This is a genomic window from Novosphingobium sp. (genome assembly GCF_027489515.1).
GTDB lineage: Bacteria > Pseudomonadota > Alphaproteobacteria > Sphingomonadales > Sphingomonadaceae > Novosphingobium.
In genome coordinates this window covers 20,491-36,890 of the sequence record NZ_JAIXZS010000104.1, presented here as the reverse complement: position 1 = coordinate 36,890, position 16,400 = coordinate 20,491, and the positions used below count along the sequence as shown (strand labels likewise).

Annotated in this window: 17 protein-coding genes, 1 tRNA gene and 1 pseudogene; 6 read left to right on the top strand and 13 right to left on the bottom strand. The window is 65.7% G+C overall.

What is annotated here, in order from left to right; genetic code table 11:
- The coding region (locus Q0082_RS18505) for a class I tRNA ligase family protein (protein ID WP_298195084.1) at nt 1-422 on the bottom strand (422 nt) is incomplete at its 3' end.
- Nucleotides 423-511: 89 nt separating this feature from the next.
- Between Q0082_RS18505 and Q0082_RS18500 the strand changes: the two genes are divergently transcribed.
- Nucleotides 512-1,018, top strand: a complete 507-nt coding sequence (locus tag Q0082_RS18500; protein WP_298195083.1) for a TspO/MBR family protein — start codon at nt 512-514, stop codon at nt 1,016-1,018.
- On the opposite strand, the gene Q0082_RS18495 is transcribed toward Q0082_RS18500, so the two are convergent.
- The 6 genes from Q0082_RS18495 to Q0082_RS18470 form a co-directional block, all read right to left on the bottom strand.
- Nucleotides 1,003-1,938: a bifunctional riboflavin kinase/FAD synthetase gene (locus Q0082_RS18495; RefSeq protein ID WP_298195086.1), complete on the bottom strand. Its 936-nt coding sequence runs from the start codon at nt 1,936-1,938 to the stop codon at nt 1,003-1,005. The two genes, Q0082_RS18500 and Q0082_RS18495, sit on opposite strands and share 16 nt — an antisense overlap.
- A complete protein-coding gene (locus Q0082_RS18490) occupies nt 1,935-2,423 on the bottom strand; it encodes a dihydrofolate reductase (protein WP_298195085.1) in 489 nt (162 codons plus the stop codon). Before Q0082_RS18490 ends, Q0082_RS18495 begins: the two co-directional genes overlap by 4 nt.
- Nucleotides 2,424-2,426: 3 nt before the next feature.
- Nucleotides 2,427-3,482: a 5-(carboxyamino)imidazole ribonucleotide synthase gene (locus Q0082_RS18485; RefSeq protein ID WP_298195082.1), complete on the bottom strand. Its 1,056-nt coding sequence runs from the start codon at nt 3,480-3,482 to the stop codon at nt 2,427-2,429.
- A gap of 4 nt (nt 3,483-3,486) precedes the next feature.
- Nucleotides 3,487-3,975: a 5-(carboxyamino)imidazole ribonucleotide mutase gene (gene purE, locus Q0082_RS18480; RefSeq protein WP_298195081.1), complete on the bottom strand. Its 489-nt coding sequence runs from the start codon at nt 3,973-3,975 to the stop codon at nt 3,487-3,489.
- A gap of 28 nt (nt 3,976-4,003) precedes the next feature.
- Complete coding sequence (gene gpmA / locus Q0082_RS18475; protein ID WP_067906546.1) at nt 4,004-4,690, bottom strand: 2,3-diphosphoglycerate-dependent phosphoglycerate mutase; 687 nt, start codon at nt 4,688-4,690, stop codon at nt 4,004-4,006.
- Between the two features lie 89 nt (nt 4,691-4,779).
- Nucleotides 4,780-4,941: a hypothetical protein gene (locus tag Q0082_RS18470; protein WP_298195080.1), complete on the bottom strand. Its 162-nt coding sequence runs from the start codon at nt 4,939-4,941 to the stop codon at nt 4,780-4,782.
- A 126-nt stretch (nt 4,942-5,067) separates the two neighbouring features.
- On the opposite strand from Q0082_RS18470, the gene Q0082_RS18465 reads away from it, so the two are divergent.
- Nucleotides 5,068-5,142 (top strand) — tRNA-Thr (locus Q0082_RS18465).
- A 12-nt stretch (nt 5,143-5,154) separates the two neighbouring features.
- Here Q0082_RS18465 and Q0082_RS18460 read toward each other — a convergent pair.
- Both Q0082_RS18460 and Q0082_RS18455 read right to left on the bottom strand, forming a co-directional pair.
- Nucleotides 5,155-5,976, bottom strand: coding sequence for a PhnD/SsuA/transferrin family substrate-binding protein (locus Q0082_RS18460; RefSeq protein ID WP_298195079.1), 822 nt, complete (start codon nt 5,974-5,976; stop codon nt 5,155-5,157).
- Complete coding sequence (locus Q0082_RS18455; protein WP_298195078.1) at nt 5,969-6,802, bottom strand: helix-turn-helix transcriptional regulator; 834 nt, start codon at nt 6,800-6,802, stop codon at nt 5,969-5,971. The genes Q0082_RS18460 and Q0082_RS18455 overlap by 8 nt, the downstream gene beginning before the upstream one ends.
- 131 nt (nt 6,803-6,933) lie before the next feature.
- Between Q0082_RS18455 and Q0082_RS18450 the strand changes: the two genes are divergently transcribed.
- A complete protein-coding gene (locus Q0082_RS18450; protein WP_298195077.1) occupies nt 6,934-7,899 on the top strand; it encodes a fatty acid desaturase in 966 nt (321 codons plus the stop codon).
- A gap of 69 nt (nt 7,900-7,968) precedes the next feature.
- On the opposite strand, the gene Q0082_RS18445 is transcribed toward Q0082_RS18450, so the two are convergent.
- A complete protein-coding gene (locus tag Q0082_RS18445; protein ID WP_298195076.1) occupies nt 7,969-11,169 on the bottom strand; it encodes a hypothetical protein in 3,201 nt (1,066 codons plus the stop codon).
- Between the two features lie 242 nt (nt 11,170-11,411).
- On the opposite strand from Q0082_RS18445, the pseudogene Q0082_RS18440 reads away from it, so the two are divergent.
- A pseudogene (locus Q0082_RS18440) lies at nt 11,412-11,936 on the top strand (TlpA disulfide reductase family protein).
- Between the two features lie 10 nt (nt 11,937-11,946).
- Here the strand turns inward: Q0082_RS18440 and Q0082_RS18435 are convergent.
- Nucleotides 11,947-12,237 (bottom strand): GNAT family N-acetyltransferase, encoded by a 291-nt coding sequence (locus Q0082_RS18435; RefSeq protein ID WP_298195075.1) that lies wholly within the window; start codon nt 12,235-12,237, stop codon nt 11,947-11,949.
- Nucleotides 12,238-12,302: 65 nt separating this feature from the next.
- Here Q0082_RS18435 and Q0082_RS18430 point away from each other — a divergent pair, with 65 nt between their 5' ends.
- Both Q0082_RS18430 and Q0082_RS18425 read left to right on the top strand, forming a co-directional pair.
- The gene (locus tag Q0082_RS18430) at nt 12,303-13,319 is read left to right on the top strand and encodes a beta-eliminating lyase-related protein (protein WP_298195074.1); all 1,017 of its coding nucleotides are present in this window, start codon (nt 12,303-12,305) and stop codon (nt 13,317-13,319) included.
- On the top strand, nt 13,316-14,254 hold the full coding sequence (locus tag Q0082_RS18425) for an EamA family transporter (protein WP_298195073.1): 939 nt from the start codon (nt 13,316-13,318) through the stop codon (nt 14,252-14,254). The genes Q0082_RS18430 and Q0082_RS18425 overlap by 4 nt, the downstream gene beginning before the upstream one ends.
- Here the strand turns inward: Q0082_RS18425 and Q0082_RS18420 are convergent.
- Both Q0082_RS18420 and Q0082_RS18415 read right to left on the bottom strand, forming a co-directional pair.
- Nucleotides 14,164-15,009, bottom strand: a complete 846-nt coding sequence (locus tag Q0082_RS18420; RefSeq protein WP_298195072.1) for an SDR family NAD(P)-dependent oxidoreductase — start codon at nt 15,007-15,009, stop codon at nt 14,164-14,166. The two genes, Q0082_RS18425 and Q0082_RS18420, sit on opposite strands and share 91 nt — an antisense overlap.
- Nucleotides 15,006-16,277: a M48 family metallopeptidase gene (locus Q0082_RS18415; RefSeq protein ID WP_298195071.1), complete on the bottom strand. Its 1,272-nt coding sequence runs from the start codon at nt 16,275-16,277 to the stop codon at nt 15,006-15,008. The genes Q0082_RS18420 and Q0082_RS18415 overlap by 4 nt, the downstream gene beginning before the upstream one ends.
- Nucleotides 16,278-16,400: the final 123 nt, after the last annotated feature.

Below are 16,400 nucleotides of genomic sequence, written 5' to 3'. Positions count from 1 at the left end.
TCCACCCACTTCTGGGCATAGGCGCGGCATTCGGCGCGGAACTCGACCGGCGGAACCTCGTCCTTGTTCTTCTTCTTCTTGCGGTACTCTTCCTCGACCTTCCACTCGATGGGCAGGCCGTGGCAATCCCAGCCGGGCACATAAGGTGCGTCCTTGCCGAGCAGGCTCTGCGTGCGGCAGACCATGTCTTTCAGGATATGGTTCAGCGCATGGCCGATATGCATGTCGCCATTGGCATAAGGCGGGCCATCATGGAGAATGAACTTCTCCGCGCCCGCACGCGCCTTGCGCAGTTGGCTGTAGAGCCCCTCGTCCTGCCAGCGCGCGAGAATGCCCGGCTCCTTCTGGGGGAGGCCGGCCTTCATCGGGAAATCGGTCTTCGGCAGGAAGACGGTGCTGCGATAGTCTGGGGCTTCTGTCATGATCGGCGGGCCTTAGCGCCGCGCCCGGATTCCTGCAAATTCTTGCGTCGCGCTTTCGCCGACGTGGCCTATGGTCTGATTTCGCCTACTTGAAGGACAAGACCATGCCCGCCCCCAATCTCAGCACCGCGTTCCTCAGGGCCGAAGGGCGCGGCGCGCTGGCCATGAACGTCGCCGTCCTGATCCTGGCCACCATCGCGATCAACGGCTTCCTCTTCGCCATCGGCTGGGCGCGGCCCAGCGGGCGGCAAATGCCGATGATCCCGCCCGGCGCGGTGGTTGGCCTGATCTGGACCGTCCTGCTCGGCCTGATGGGCGCAGCGCGCTGGGTCTATGTGCGCGGCAGTGGCGATTCCGGCTGGCGTTCATGGACGCCATTCGCGCTCGCCGCGCTGTGCATCGCCTATCCGTTCTACACCAGCGGCCTCCAGCGCAACGCGGCGGCGTTCTGGGGCACTGTCGTCACCCTGATCGTCGCGGTCGCGGTCATGCTGGTGTTACGCGCTCGCGAGCACCGCGCGCCATGGCTGATCGTGCCGACCGCATTCTGGGGCGGCTACGTCCTCAGCGTGATGATCGCCTACCCGCCGATGTGAGCAAGGAGGCGCTTTGCCTCATCGCAATCGCGCCCCATCTGCGCCACCAGCGCGTCGAGGCTGTCGAACTTCGCTTCGCCGCGCAGGAAGTGGTGGAACGCCACCTCGATCTCCTGCCCATAGAGATCGCCCGAAAAATCGAAGAAATGCGGCTCAAGCAGTTCCTTCGGCGGATCGAAAGTGGGCCGAATGCCGATGTTGGCCGCGCCTTTCAGCACGCGGCCATCAGGTAGATGCCCCGTCACCGCATAGATGCCGTAGCGCGGCCTGAGGTACGTGCCGATATCAAGGTTCGCGGTCGGGAAGTTGATCGTCCGCCCCACCTTGTCGCCGTGCTGCACCGGGCCCTTGATCGCAAAGGGCCGCGTCAGCAGCCGCGCCGCCTCTTGCGGATCGCCCGCCACCAGCGCCTCGCGGATGCGGCTGGAGGAGACGACCTCGCCATCGAGCAGCACCGGGCCGACCGCGCGCGTCTGCAGCCCCACTTCGGCGCCCACGGCGCGCAGCACATCGATATTGCCGCCGCGCGCCCGGCCAAATGTGAAGTCCTCGCCCGTCACCACCGCCGCCGCGCCAAGCCGTTCGCTGAGCAGATCGCGCACGAAGGAATCCGCCGTCGTCGCCGCCAGCGCGCCATCGAAGGCAAACACCAGCATGGCATCCGCCCTGGCCTCGGTGAACAGCGCCTCGCGCTGATCCAGCGTGGTCAGGCGGAACGGCGGCGCATCGGGTTTGAAGTGGCGCACCGGGTGCGGGTCGAACGTCGCGATGATCGCGGGCCGCCCCATTGCGTGCGCCCAGCGGACGGCCTCCCCGGCCACGGCCTGATGGCCAAGGTGGAACCCGTCGAAATTGCCCAGCGCAATGACAGCACCACGCAGGGCCTCGGGCATCGGTTCGCTCGCGTGGAGGCGCATCAGGCCGTCCCCCGCACGAAGGTCACGAAGTCATGCGCCGGATAGGCACCCTCGGCCAGAAAGCTCTCCCGCGCCGTCTCGCGCCACGGCGCCGCCGGATAGGGAATGCGCGTGTCGCCGGCATAGTCCCCATGCACTTCGGTCAGCTCGTAGCGCTGTGCGTGCGGCTCGAACTGCGCGAGCACATCCGCGCCGCCGATCACCGCGACCTCGCCTTCACCCGCTGTGGCGAGCGCGCTGGCCACGTCATGCGCCACTTCAGCACCCGGCGCAGACCAGCCCGCATCGCGCGTCAGAACGATGTGCCGCCGCCCCGGCAGCAGCCCCGGCAGCGAGGCAAACGTCTTGCGCCCCATGATCATCGGCCTGCCCATAGTCAGTGCCTTGAAGCGTTTGAGATCATTGGGTAATTTCCACGCAAGGGTGCCCTTGTCGCCAATCGTTCCATCGCTCGCACGTGCAATGATGATAAAGATCGACTGCCCCATCATCTAGAGCACCAACCTCGTCACATGCCCCATCTTGCGCCCCGGCCGCACCGCCGCCTTGCCATAGAGATGCAAGTGGTTGGCCGGATCGGACAGGATCGCCGGCCAGTCATGCGCTTCGTCGCCGATCAGGTTATCCATCACAACGCCTGCCGCACAAAGCTCGGTCGAACCCAGAGGGAGGCCGCAGATTGCGCGGACATGGTTCTCGAACTGCGAAGTGAGCGCGCCCTCGATAGTCCAGTGCCCCGAATTGTGCACGCGCGGCGCCATCTCGTTGAACACCGGCCCCTCGGCCGTGGCGAAAAACTCCAGCGTCAGCACGCCGACATGCCCCAGCGCATCCGCCACCTGCTTCGCCAGCGCCCGCGCGGCGCCCATTTGCGAACGCACCGCATCGCCAGCCGGCACGACCGACTGGCTGAGGATGCCCGCCTTGTGCGCGTTCTGGGCGCTGTCCCAAAAGCGCACGTCGCCATCGGCCCCGCGCACGAGGATCACCGAAAACTCGGCCTCGAACGTCACGAACCCCTCGTAGACGAGCGGCACCTCCGGCAGCTCCAGTGCCTCGGCATCAGCGGGCGTCATGATCCGCCACTGGCCCTTGCCGTCATAGCCGTCACGCCGCGTCTTGAGGATGCCCGGCGTTCCGATCCGGTCAATCGCCGCCGCCAGATCGGCCACACTGTCGACCGTGGCCCAGGGTGCGGGCCGTCCGCCCAGCGCTTCGACGAAGCTCTTCTCCGCCGCGCGGTCCTGTGCCACTTCGAGCGAGCGGGTGCCGGGATGCAGCGCGACATCGCCAAGTGCAGCCAGCGGCGCCACCGGCACATTCTCGAACTCGTAGGTCACCACCGCGCAGTTCTTGCCGAAAGCGGCCAATGCCTCGGCATCATACCATCCGGCGCAAGTGAACCCCGCGCACACATCCGCCGCGATCGAATCCGCCTCGGGCGCATAGACATGGCAGCGATAGCCAAGGTTCGCCGCCGCAAGCGCGATCATCCGGCCAAGCTGGCCGCCGCCCAGAATGCCGATGGTCTCACCCGGTGCGATCATCCGCTCAGACCGGCCTTTCTGCAACAGAATCAGTCTGCGCCGTACGCCACGCCACCAGCCGCTCGCCAAGCGCAGGATCGGACAGCGCGAGAATCGAGGCGGCCAGCAATGCCGCATTGGTCGCCCCCGCCGCGCCGATAGCGAGCGTGCCGACGGGAATGCCGCCCGGCATCTGCACGATCGAAAGCAGGCTATCCATGCCCTTCAGCGCCTTGGACTGCACCGGCACGCCCAGCACCGGCAGATGGGTCATCGAGGCGATCATGCCGGGGAGATGCGCCGCGCCGCCTGCGCCCGCGATGATCACCTGGATGCCCTCGGCCGCTGCGCCCTTGGCAAAGGCGACCAGCCGGTCCGGCGTGCGGTGCGCCGAGACGATGCGGCACTCATGCGCCACGCCCAGCTTCTCCAGCACGGCGGCGCCGTTCTGCATGGTCTCCCAGTCGGACTGGCTGCCCATGACGATAGCGACCTTTGCCGCGCCTTCAGTCATCCCCACATCCCCTTGCAGACGGTGCGCCTCAGCGCTCCGACAGGTAGTAGCGCTCGATCTCGGCAAGATTGTCGTCCAGTTCATAGACGATCGGCTGCCCGGTCGGAATCTCGAGCCCAGTGATATCGGCGTCCGAAATGCCGGAAAGATGCTTCACCAGCGCGCGCAGCGAATTGCCGTGGGCAGAGACCAGCACCGTCTCGCCAGCACGCAGCGCCGGGGCGATCTTCTCGTCCCAGCACGGCAGCACGCGCGCGATTGTGTCCTTGAGGCTCTCGGTATTGGGCACCGCGATCCCGGCATAGCGCGGGTCGCTGGCCAGATCGAACTCGCTGCCCGCTTCCAGCGGCGGTGGCGGAATGTCGAAGCTGCGGCGCCAGACCTTGACCTGCTCGTCGCCGTGCTTGGCAGCAGTCTCGGCCTTGTCGAGCCCGGTGAGGCCTCCGTAGTGCCGCTCGTTGAGCCGCCAGTCCTTGTCTTCCGGGATCCAGATCCGCCCGGCCGCTTCCAGCGCCAGATGCAGCGTCTTGATCGCGCGCTTCTGTAGCGAGGTGAACGCGGTCGTCGGCAGGATGCCCTTGGCCTTCAGCAGTTCACCCGCAGCAAAGGCTTCGGCCGCACCCTTCTCGGTCACGTCGACGTCCCACCAGCCGGTGAACCGATTTTCGAGATTCCACTGTGACTGGCCGTGGCGGATAAGGATCAGGCGGGGCATCGAAGGTCCTGCGTGTCTGCGGTGCGGTAAGCGCGCGGACCTAGCGCCCCCCTCGCGGTTTGGAAAGCCCTGCTGCGCGGAGAGCCGCGCTACGCCTGCGAAGGCGGCTCGTCCCCGGTGCCCGCTTCCGCAGCATCGAGCGCCCGCGCCTGCGCCTTGCGGCGGCGCAGGTTTTCGCGCAGCCGAAGCGCCAACCGCTCCTCGCGGGTCAGCGCGGCCTTGTCGCCAGTCGGTAGGGTCTTGTCGGACATCGGACGCGTCTCTGCCGTGCCGGCGCGCGGCCTGCAAGCCCGTCCTTGACAAACGCGGGCCCCGCCGCCAAAGCGCGCGCCTGCCCGCCCCGGCATTGCGGGGCGCCCGGCATGTGGAAATGGTGTGCTGCTGTAGCTCAGTGGTAGAGCGCATCCTTGGTAAGGCTGAGGTCGGGAGTTCAATCCTCCCCAGCAGCACCATTTCCCGCCGCTTCAGGCAAGTACAGGATAGCCCAGTGCCGCCGCCTCGCGCTCCAGCGCGAGCAACGCGTCATAGTCTTCGGCCTCCAGCACTGCGAAACCTTCGAGCCGCAGCACTTCGCGCAGCTCGGCCGTGGCCGGATCATCCGCAAAGGCTGCAAGCGCACCCTGCAGCATCGCGACCTCCGCATCGCTCGCAGCGCCCCGCGCAATCAGCGGCAAGCCCGGAGTCTTCGCCGTCGCCGCCAGAATGCGCACGCCCGCGATGGTCTCCGGTGCGAACCGGGCCAGATTGCCGAACGTCACGCAGTCGATCGCCGCGACGTCGGCTTCGCCGGCCGCCACCATCGCGATGCTTGCCCGGTGGCTCCCGCTTTCAACCACGCGCGCGAAGAACCGCCCATCCACCGCATGCGGTGCAACCGCATGGCGCAAGAGGTTCATCCCTGAATTGCTGCCGCGGTCGTTGATCGCCGCGACCGCGCCGCGCAGCTCCGCCAGCGACGCGGTCGCCGCCCCGGCCCGCACGATCACGAAGCTGCCATTGAGCACCCCTTCGCATCCCGGATGGCGATAGACCGGCGTTGCCACCAACCGCACCAAGCCCTGAAGATGGGCCATCAAAGGATAGCCACAGGTCTGCGCCAGAAGGAGGCGAGGATCGAGCCAGGCAGCATCGTGCGCGATCCCCTCGTCCAGCCCCTCCGGCACTTCGGCCAGCCCCGCCGCGCGCAGCCGATCGCGCAGATAGGCCCACAGCCCCCGCGTCGCCTCGGCCACCTCCGGCGGATCGCGGTACATCGCGAGGCTGGCGAGGCGCGGGCACTCAGCCAACCTTGAGCCCCCGCACAAAGTCCGCCGCTTCGTGCGCATGCACACGGGCGTGGCGAATCAAGCCCTCGAACTGGCGCTGCATGGTCCGGATCGTCTCCGCGCTGCTCAGCACGAGATACATCTGCCCGGCAAAGATCGCGACCCGGGTCGAGCCGAAGATCGTGTAGGGAATCGAGAAGCGCTCGCGTCCATCGAACAGATAGAGGCGAAACGAAGGATAGAGCTCATCGATCAGCGCGCTCATGTGCACCACTTGCGCAGCTCGCGCGGTTTTGGAAAGGCCGCTCCAGATACCCGCGCCGGCAGCGAACTGCTCCAAGGTCTGCAGCGGCATGCAGCATTCCATGTCGGTCCCCGCCGCGCGGTTGTATTCCAGGCGGAAGGCTGCATCCTCCACTTGCGCTAGCGGGCTCTGGTGCGCGGCCGATGCCTCATAGGCAATCACCGCGTTGGTCCGCAGCAGGTCGGGGATCCTCGCGGGCACATAGCGGATTTTCGTTCCTGCCGCCTCGGCATGCCAGCGCATGAGGAGGCTCGCTCCATCTTCCTCGGTAGTCTCGATCGTTCCAGTCGAGAGCATGGCGCCGGTAACGCCCTCGTCTTCCGAAAGGCCGAGCAGCCAGTCGATCGTCACCGCATGGCGCTCGGCAATCGCCAGCAGCGTCTCGACCCGGGGTAGCCTGACAGTACGGCCCGAAAGCAGCAGCGAGAGCGCCGAGCGGTCGATCCCGATCCCTTGCGCAAAGGCGGCCTGGTTCAGCCGCGAACGGTCAAACACGCTTTGCAGCCGGGCGCGAAACACATGCGCCAACGCACGCTTGTCCATGGCTCTCTTTCTGTGACTTTAATCACGGTATGCCGCATCTGGTGAACAAATGCAACGAAGTGTCACCATTGTCTCCTTGAATGTCTACTGCCCGGGTTTGATATTCGGGTTCGGAGGGCGGTCCCGCAAACATGTTCGAGCACACCAACGCCGATTTCGAGCACGCCCTGCGTCGCACCCTGCGTCCAGGCATCGAATGGCCGACCGTGCTCATGATCGCCGCATGCCATGTCGTCTGGCTTGCGGCAGGCCTGCTCTACGCTGCCACACCCTGGGTGGCAGTCGCGCTGCTCGCGATCGCCATCGCGCTCCATTCCTCACTGCAGCATGAGGCAATACACCGCCATCCGACACGCAGCGCGGGCTTGAACGAGGCGCTGGTATTCCTGCCGCTCGGGCTGCTGATCCCCTATCGCCGCTACCGCGAAACCCACCTTGCGCACCATGTCGACAGCCGCATTACCGATCCCTACGACGATCCCGAGACCTTCTATTGGGCCGCAGAAGACCACCGGCGCCTGCCGCGCTTGGCCCGCCTGCTGCTCGCCTGTAACGCCACGCTGCTGGGCCGCATGGTGATGGGCCCCGCCATCGCCGCCGGCCGTTTCCTCAATGCCGAAATTCGCCTCGGTCTTGCCGCACGCGGCGCCGAAGCGCGCGCATGGCGGCAGGGCTGGGCGCTCCACGCGCTTGGCCTCATTCCGGTACTGGCGGCAATCCTTGTCTTCTTCGCGATGCCGCTCATGACCTATGTCGCAGCCGTCTATTGCGCGATGGCGCTGCTTGGCCTGCGCGGCTTCTGCGAGCACCGCTGGGCCACCGCGACCGACGCGCGCACCGTCATTGTCGAGCGCTCACGGCTGGGCTGGCTGTTCCTCAACAACAACCTCCATCTTGTCCATCACAAGCAACCGCAGCTGCCGTGGTACGCGCTTCCCGCCGCCTATCGCGCACGGCGCAGCGAATGGCTGGCCCTGAACGAAGGCTATGTCTTCACCGGCTACCGCGCCGTGCTGCGCGCTTTCGCCTTGCGCGCCAAAGAACCGGTCGTACATCCTCTCGGCTCCGCGCCGCTGGCGGAGAGCCGCGCAGGCTGACGGTTAGCGCCTTGCACAAGGAGGTGCCAATGCCTGCCGATGATATGCGGCTGAGGCAGCACCGGCCGTTCAGCCGAAGATCGCGAAGTCGGCAGCGGTCAGCGCTGTCCCGGCAGCAAGGGTGGCGAACAGCATCTTGGCATTCGGGCCCGTGCCGTCATCGTCAAAGTAGAGCGCGCCCTTGGCTTGATCATAGATCACCCGGTCGGAGGCATCGTGCGCCGCCGTGCCGATCCGGAAGGCCGCCTCGGCCAGCGCACCCGGCGCGAGCCCGGTGAACACCGTCCTGGCAAGGTAGATCGAATCGTCCGCCGCCACGAAATCGATGATGCGATCGACATTGTCCGCAGTCAGCTCGGCATCGAAGAAGAAACTGTCGCGCCCACCCTCACCATAAAGGCGGTCCTGTCCGGTGCCCCCATTCAGGATGTCGTCGTGCGCGCCGCCGCGCAGACTGTCGTTGCCCTCCAGCCCGTAGAGCGTGTCCTTGCCATCGCGCCCATTGATCAGGTTCGCGCCGACATTGCCGACGATCACGTTGTCGAGCGCATTGCCATAGCCCGCAATGTCGTCGCCACCATTGAGCGCAAGCAGTTCGACATTGGCCCCCAGCACATAGCTGATCGTGCTTTCGACACCGTCGATCCCGCCCGATGCGCTGGTTTCGCGCACCACATCGGCGACGTTCTCGACAACGTAGGTGTCGTTGCCTGTACCGCCGGTCATCACGTCGGCGCCGATACCGCCATCGAGCCGGTTCGCGCCCACATTGCCATAGAGCATGTTCGCCTGCGAATTGCCGGTACCATTGATGTCCGCAGAGCCGGACAACCGCAGGATTTCCACCCAATCGCCCAGCACATAGGAGACCAAGCTGAACACCGTGTCGGTCCCGGTCCCGCCGGTCACTTCGTCGGCCACGTCTTCGCTGTTGTCGACGAAGTAGCGGTCATCCCCCACGCCGCCGATGAGCGTATCGATCCCCTTGCCGCCATCGAGCACATTGTTCGCATCATTGCCGATGATCGTGTTGGCCAGTTCATTGCCGGTCCCGTTGATCGCGTTCGATCCCGTCAGCGTGAGGTCTTCGACGTTGACGCCCAGCTTGAAGCTGATCGCGCTCAGCACGATATCATGATCGCCGCCACCCATGGCCTCGATCACCTTGTCGCCTGCGATATCGACCAAGTAGGTATCGTTGCCAGCGCCGCCCAGCATGCGGTCGGCACCGGCCATGCCGTCGATGCGGTTGTCCGCGCCGTTCCCGGTGATCGTGTTGGCGAGCGCATTGCCACTCCCGTTGAGCTTGAGCGTGCCCGTCAGCACGAGATTCTCGACCTCGCCAGACAGCGTATGATCGATTCCCGCGCGCACCGTGTCGATCCCGTCACCGGCCTGTTCAGTGACCGTGTCCGACAGGCTGTCGACCACATAAGTGTCGTTGCCGCCCATCCCGCTCATCCGGTCGCCGCCAGCACGTCCGTCGAGCATGTTGGCGGCGGCATTGCCAATAATCGTGTTGTCGAGCGCGTTGCCGATGCCCTTGATGGCCGTGCCTTCAAGCGTGAGGTTCTCGACCAGCGTCGGCAGGACGAACGAGACGGTACTGCGCACCAGATCGATGTCGCTGCCTTCCTCGCGCACCGTGTCGTCCAGCGAGTTGACGAAGAACGTATCGCTGCCGGTGCCGCCGATCAGGCGGTCCGCGCCCAGCCCGCCATCGAGCAGGTCATCTCCACCCGCGCCGTCGAGCACATTGTTCGCATCATTGCCGATGATCCGGTTGGCGATCCCGTTGCCCGTGCCCCAGATCCGCTCCGCGCCCGTCAGCGTCAGGTTCTCGACATAGGGGCTCAGCGTATAGGTCTTGGAGCTCAGCACGAGGTCGGTTCCGCCGCTCAGGGTCTCGGTCACCTGGTCCGCCGTCGCATCGACGATATAGGTATCGTCGCCGAGGCCGCCGTCCATCGCATCGGCGCCACTGCCGCCATCAAGCCGGTCTGCGTCGTATCCGCCGAACAGCGTATCGTTGCCGCCCATCCCGTTGAGCGTATCGTTCCCGCTGCCGCCCTCGATGGTATCCGCGCCGGCGCTGCCGATGATCGTGTCGTCGCCATAGCCTGCACGGAAGGTCTGTGCCGCGTCCCAACGCGCTGCCGTGCCGAGCAGCGCATTGGCGGACGGCAGCTGGACCACATCGTCGCCTTCCAGAGCCTGATAGAGATCAGCGAGCTTGCCGGCCTTCTCGAGCGCCTTGATTGCCGCCGTCTGCGCCTCGCTCAGTGCGGTAAAGTCGACGCTGTTGGCGTACTGGTTGAACAGCAGCTCGCTGGGCGATGTCGTGGTGAAGAGATTGGTCAGCTTCTCCACGCCGACGATCTCGATCGCGCCGGCCACGCGGCCTGCGGCGTCGAGATACTGCGCGAAGACGGTCTGCCCCGTCAGGTCGAGCGAGACAGGTCCGCCTTGCGACCATAGCACCTTGCCGGCGCCGTCGACGATGCGGTCGGGCGTATTGCTGCCAAACTCCACCTTGTCGGTGCCCTTGCCGCCGTCAATGTAGCCATGCACCGAGGTATTGTCGTAACTGAACGGCGAATCGCGGAAGGTGTCGTTGCCGTCGCGCCCATAGAGCTGGTCGTTGCCCGGCCCGCCGTCGATGATGTCGTTCCAGTCGCCACCGTAGATCCGGTCATCTCCGCCAGCGGCATAGTAGGTCTGCGCATAGTCCCACACCCGGTCATAGACTTCGGCGGCAGGGTCATAGATTACGTAGTTCTTCTGATCGGGCAGGAAAACAAGGTCGGCCTTGTCGGTGCCGTAATTGAGATTGGGCCAATACTTGAACCCATCAAAGGCCAGGTAGCCCGAAGTCGCGGCATACATGCCCCGCTGCTCGGTGGTCAGATTGTTCCAGTCGATCACATAGCCGCCGTCCGCGTTCTTGAAGGGATCGTGGTAGAAGGAATAATCGCTGCTGCGGAACGGGCGGATGATCAGCAGTTCGACATTGGTGACCTGGAACATCTGCCCGCCCGCCAGGTGCGTGACCGTCCAGCCATTGCCATTATCCTTGATGTCGAAATTGCCCCACCAGCCGTCCGGGATCACGAAGATGTCAAAACCTGGCCCGCCATCCACAGTCAGCGTCGGCTTGAAGATGTGCGACCAGATATAGTCATTGCCCGCGCCGGTGCTGATGCTGCTCCAGGGATCGGCGCCATTGAACGGATTGCCGATATAGTCGTCACCGCTGGTGGTCTCAGGCACAACATCCCCCTACGTTCTGGCGGCTACCTGCCGTTCGTTGAAGTCATCCTAACCCGAAAGTGGGGACCGGACGATCACCAATTAACCAGGACAGCGCAGTCCGCGCGTGTCGATCCGGAACATCCGCTCCATTCTGGCTGCACATGCATGACAAGGGGCACCGCTTGGGCCTATCATTCCCGTTCGCATCGCCGGCACAGGAAGCCTCCGATGGCGCCGCGCAAACGAAGGAAGGAGCTGCGATGATGCCCGAATTGGCCCGCAGGATCCGGCTTGCGCTGCTCGCCGTTGCCGCCGCTGCCAGCATGGGAGCCGCCAAGCCGCAGGTCGGCGAACTGGCTCCGCCGCTCGAGATGACGATGATCGACGGCAGCAAGGTCACGCTGGCCCAGTTGCGCGGGCAGGTCGTTGTGCTCAATTTCTGGGCGACCTAGTGCGGCCCCTGCAAGCGGGAGCTGCCGCTGCTGGACGCCTACTACGCCGTCCAGCAACAGCACGGCCTGCGCGTCTTTGCCGTCACCACCGAGAGCTCGGTCCCGATCAGCCAGCTCAAGAAGCTCTTTGCGGTCCTGCGCCTCACCCCGCTGCGGTCGATCAAGGGCAAGTACGCCCCGATCAACAACTCGATTCCCACCAACTTCATCTTCGACCGCGCCGGCCGTCTGCGGTTTGCGAAGGCCGGCGCGCTCGAACTCGATGATCTCAACCGCGAACTCGTACCGCTGCTGAAAGAGCCCGCCCCGGCGGACGCGACCGGCACGACCTGACGAGGCCGGCTCAGGCCAGCAGGTCAGCCCATTCGGGATGGCGCCTGAAGGCGGCAGCGACATAGCTGCATTCGGGCACGATCTTCCAACCCTGCGCCTGCGCATCGGCAACCAGTGCCTCGACCAGTTTGGCCGCGATCCCGCGTCCGCCGATCTCGGGTGGCACGAGCGTGTGTTCGGTCGTGAGTACCTCGCCCCGGCGGATCCACGTCAGCCGGCCCACCGCGCTGCTATCCGCCACGCGCGCGACATATTCGCCGTGAGTGCCTTCATCGATGAGGGTAATGGCGGGGTCATTCATAGCTATTGGCCTCCCAAGGCAAGCTCACTTCCCCCAACGCACCATGCCGGTTAAAGGCACCGCCCATGAAGTTCTTCTCCGACAACGCCGCCCCTGTCCACCCCCGCATCTGGGCGGCGATGCAGGCCGCCGACACGCCCGATACCGCCTATGACGGTGATGCGCTCTCCGCCCGGCTCGATGCAGCGTTCTCGGACCTTTTCGACACCGAATGCGCCGCGCTCTGGGTGGCAACCGGCACCGCCGGCAATTGCCTCGCGCTCTCGGCCATGGTCCCACCACATGGCGGCGTCGTCTGCCACCGCGAGGCGCATATCGAGATGGACGAAGGCGGCGCGCCCGGCTTCTTCCTCCACGGCGCCAAGCTGCTGCTGGCAGAAGGTGAGGGCGCCAAGCTCACCCCCGAGACGATCGGCGCGGTGCTGGGGGCGATCCGCCCTGGCGTGCATCAGGTGCAGCCGCATGCGATCTCGATTACGCAGGCCACCGAATGCGGCCGGGTCTACACCCCCGCCGAAGTCGCCGCCATCGGCGCCCTCGCCAAGGAGCACGGGCTCGGCCTCCATATGGACGGCGCACGTTTCGCCAATGCCGTCGCGCACCTCGGCTGCCACCCGGCAGAGATCACTGTCCGTGCCGGGGTCGATGCGCTCACCTTCGGCTGCGTCAAGAACGGCGGCATGAGCGCCGAAGCCATCGTATTCTTCGCGCCCGATCTCGTCGATGTCGTGCGATTTCGCCGCAAGCGCGCCGGGCACCTGCAATCGAAAGGCCGCTACCTCGCCGCACAGATTCTCGCGATGCTCGAGGGCGATCTCTGGCTGGAGAACGCCCGTGCCGCCAATGCCGCCGCGCAGGAAATCGCGGCGGCCTGCACTGATCGCCTGATCCACCCGGTCGAGGCCAACGAAATCTTCGTGATCCTATCCCCCGCCGAACAGACCTTGCTGCGCGCGCAGGGCTTCGATTTCTACGACTGGTCTGCCCCAGCCGGCGCGCCGGGCGCCGCCCGTCTCGTCACCGCGTGGAGCAGCCCGCCCCATGAAGTCGAGGCGCTTGCCCGCGCGCTGGCAGCGCTATGAGCGTCGACCACCAGACCAATGAAGCGGGGTTCCTCGAGCCCCGCATCCTCGTCCCTTTCCTGCTCACAGCGCTGATCTGGGGCTCGACCTGGATCGCCATCAAGTACCAGCTGGGCGATGTGCCGCCGAGCTGGTCCGTCACCTGGCGCTTCACCGGCGCTGCAATCGGCATGTTCGTCTTTGCCGCCTTCAAGCGCTTGCCGCTGGTGCCCGACCAACGCGGGCTGATGGTCGCCGCAGTCATGGGCTGCAGCGTGTTCAGCCTCAACTTCCAGTTCGTCTACCGCTCCGAACAGTACATCACCTCGGGCCTCGTCGCGGTGCTCTTCGCACTGCTGCTCGTGCCTAACACGATCCTTTCGCGTGTGTTCCTCGGGCAGCGGATCACGCGCAGCTTCCTTCTCGGCACCGCCATAGCGCTGGTCGGCATCGCCCTGCTGATGCTCCACGAATATCGCATCGCCCTCGCCCAGAACAGTTCGATGGGGGCGCAGGTCATTGTCGGCGGCTTCATGGTGATTGTTGCGATCACCTTCGCCTCGGTCGGCAACGTGGTGCAGGCAAGCCCCGCCGCGCGCGGCCAGCCGGTACCGACGCTGCTCGCCTGGGCCATGATGATCGGCGCGCTTGTCGATGCGACAATCGCGTGGATCATCTCCGGGCCGCCACAGTTCGACTGGACCTGGTCCTACGCGGGCGGCGCTGCCTATCTGGCGATCATCGGCTCGGTCGTCACCTTCCCGATGTACAACGGCCTGCTGCGCGAGCTCGGACCGGGCCGTGCGGCCTATAACGGCGTGCTGGTCCCTGTCGTTGCCATGCTGATCTCGACCGCGGTCGAGGGTTATCGCTGGTCGCTGCTGGCCGGTGCCGGTGCGTCGCTCGCAATGATCGGGCTGGTCGTGGCATTGAGGGCCCGCAACCCCTCACGATAGGTGGGGTAGGTCAGCCGCCAACCCAGCACGCGCTTGGCCTTGCCATTCGCGATCCGCCGGTTCTCGGCATAGAACGCCAGCGCCATGGGGGAGAGCGCGGCCTCCTCCAGCGTCTGCAGCGGCGGCGGGTCGACGCCCAGCAGCCGCGCCGCTTCCTCGATCACCGCGTTCTGACTCGAAGGCTCATCATCGCCGAGGTTGTAGACCCCTGCCGGCCCGTCCATCGCCGCAATCACGCCGCGGGCAATGTCCTCTACATGCACGCGGCTGAACACTTGCCCTGCCAGCGCGATCCGCTTGGCATGGCCCTCACGCACCCGGTCGAGCGCGCTGCGTCCGGGGCCATAGATGCCCGGAAGGCGGAACACCCGCACGCGCCCATCCAGCGCCTGCCATGCCAGATCCGCCGCCGTCCGCGCCGAACGCCGCCCGCTGCCGACCTCCGCCGTTTCATCCACCCACGCCCCGCCGACATCGCCATAGACGCCAGTAGAGGAAAGATAGCCGATCCACTTTGCCGGCGCCGCCGCCAGCGCCTCGCCATAAGCTTCGATCACCGGATCGCCGCCCTCGCGCGCTGGCGGAACGGAGGACAGCACATGGGTTGCCTGCGCAAGACCGCTCAGCACCGCCTCGCGGTCGTAGAACCGCATGGTGCCCTCGCGCCCCGTGCCGACAACCTCCCAGCCCGCCGCGCGCAGCCGCCCCGCAATTACCTGCGAGGTATAGCCCATCCCGAAGATCAGCAGCTTCACGGCTTGGGCTCCGGTAAAGGGGGCGGCACGACTTCGGCCGCGTTCGGTACGTGGTCCTTCTTCCACTGCATCGCCATGTAGACCCGCGTCTTGCCCGAGGGATGGTCGAAGAACAGCATTTCCTCGAGCGCTCCCGGGGCGATCTTGCGGTAGGCCGAAAGCTTCATCGCTGCGGAAGCAAAGCCATCAGGCTCGCGCGCGACGTCGAGGCCAAAGGCATCGGCCTCGCTTTCATCGACCCGGATCAGGGTATTGGTCATAGGCGTCGCCAGCAACGACAGCACGCTGAGCACCCCTGCGAGGACTGGGAGCGAGGCCGGATCGGCCAACCCGCGCACATCCCAGCGCTGCCCGCCGAAGCGGATCAGCGCCGGCGCGATGCGCGAAGCCAGCCACAGCAGCAGCCCCATCAGCAAGGTTAGCACCACGATCGTCCGCCACACGTGCCCCAGCACATAATGGCCCAGCTCATGTCCCATTACCGCCGCGGTTTCCGCCACGCTGGACTGCTTGAGCAGGTTGTCGTTGAGCGAGATCCGGATTGTCGGCCCGATGCCCGAAACGTTCGCGGAGATCCGATCGGACTGGCGCGAGGCATCGACGAGATAGATGTGCTCGGACGGCACGTTGTTGGCCTTCGCCATCGCCACTACGCGGGCCCGCACAGGCCCGTCCGGCAGCTCTGACTGCGTGTTGAACAGCGGCACGATGAACACGGGCGTGATGAGGACAAGGGCTGTGATCGTAACGCCGACCACGCCCGTCCCGATCAGCCACCAGTGCTTCGGATACCTGCGGATCACTGCATAGATCACCAGCAGAAGCACGCTGCCAAGAACCGCGCTCAGCACGAGGCCGATCGCCTGGTCGCCGAGCCACGCCCCCACCGACTGGTTCATCAGCCCATACTGCCGCTCGCGCCAATAGCTGGTATAGAAAGTCCAGGGCAGGCTCAGCAGCGTGTCGGCAGCAATGAACACCAGCGCGCAGGCCAGCACGCCGAGCCACGGCCGCCAGCCGCGCCGATGCATCGCCGTGCGCACCTTGGGCAGCAGCCGCACGCGCAGCAAGAACCAGCAAAGCGCAACCGAGATCAGCGTGCCCCACAGCGCCAGCCACTCGCCGCCTTCGAAATAGGCATCGGACCGCGCCTTCGCGGGGGCGCTCAGCGTCGCAAGATAAAGCTGCGCCGCATGATCGACATCAAACGTGGCGGCCGCATGGGCAAGCCCCGGAAAGGCCGCCAGCAGCGCCAGCACAGCATGCACGTACAGTCTCTTGAGCGGCATATGGTGCGCGACCCCGTCCCCTTGCCCGGTTGCGCCATGGGTGCGGCCCGCTCGCCGCCCCGTCAAGCGCTCTTGCCGCGAAGTTTTGCGCACCCGCCGATT

Bases quoted from the DNA above. Each gene is read 5' to 3' on its own strand.
- Q0082_RS18490 (WP_298195085.1), bottom strand. From the start codon at position 2,423: ATGGGGCAGTCGATCTTTATCATCATTGCACGTGCGAGCGATGGAACG.
- Q0082_RS18485 (WP_298195082.1), bottom strand. From the start codon at position 3,482: ATGATCGCACCGGGTGAGACCATCGGCATTCTGGGCGGCGGCCAGCTT.
- purE (WP_298195081.1), bottom strand. From the start codon at position 3,975: ATGACTGAAGGCGCGGCAAAGGTCGCTATCGTCATGGGCAGCCAGTCC.
- gpmA (WP_067906546.1), bottom strand. From the start codon at position 4,690: ATGCCCCGCCTGATCCTTATCCGCCACGGCCAGTCACAGTGGAATCTC.
- Q0082_RS18470 (WP_298195080.1), bottom strand. From the start codon at position 4,941: ATGTCCGACAAGACCCTACCGACTGGCGACAAGGCCGCGCTGACCCGC.
- Q0082_RS18455 (WP_298195078.1), bottom strand. From the start codon at position 6,802: ATGGACAAGCGTGCGTTGGCGCATGTGTTTCGCGCCCGGCTGCAAAGC.
- Q0082_RS18450 (WP_298195077.1), top strand. From the start codon at position 6,934: ATGTTCGAGCACACCAACGCCGATTTCGAGCACGCCCTGCGTCGCACC.
- Q0082_RS18435 (WP_298195075.1), bottom strand. From the start codon at position 12,237: ATGAATGACCCCGCCATTACCCTCATCGATGAAGGCACTCACGGCGAA.
- Q0082_RS18430 (WP_298195074.1), top strand. From the start codon at position 12,303: ATGAAGTTCTTCTCCGACAACGCCGCCCCTGTCCACCCCCGCATCTGG.
- Q0082_RS18425 (WP_298195073.1), top strand. From the start codon at position 13,316: ATGAGCGTCGACCACCAGACCAATGAAGCGGGGTTCCTCGAGCCCCGC.